Annotated in this window: 1 protein-coding gene; it reads left to right on the top strand. The window is 64.5% G+C overall.

The annotated features are described in order from the left end of the window. Window positions 1–380 (top strand): contractile injection system protein, VgrG/Pvc8 family (locus tag LQK91_RS21945; protein WP_255694739.1); only part of this gene is annotated, 380 nt, incomplete at both ends.

Raw genomic sequence — 380 nt, 5'->3', positions numbered from 1 at the left:
GGACCGCAACCTGCGCATCTTCCAGAGCCAGACGGTGCCGCAGATTGTGCAGACGCTGCTGAAGGAGTACGCGGTCAGCGTGGAGACGCGCCTGGCGGGCAACTACCGGGTGTGGGAGTACTGCGTGCAGTATCAGGAGAGCAGCCTGGACTTTATCAGCCGCCTGATGGAGCTGGAGGGGATTTACTACTTCTTCCGCCACGAGGCGGACAGGCACACGCTGGTGCTGTGCGACGCGCCGGACCAGCATCAGGCGTTTCCGGGCTATGAGACCATCGCCTATCACGTGACCCCGTCGGGCGGCGTGGTGACGGAGGAGGGCATCAGCCAGTGGTCGCTGGCGGAGAGCGTGACGCCGGGCATCTACAGCACCGACGACT

This window comes from Pantoea sp. MHSD4 (assembly GCF_021043305.1).
GTDB classification, from domain to species: Bacteria; Pseudomonadota; Gammaproteobacteria; order Enterobacterales; family Enterobacteriaceae; genus Pantoea; species Pantoea eucalypti.
Note: the sequence above shows the minus strand (reverse complement) of the source record. Positions and strands in the feature narration are given on the sequence as shown.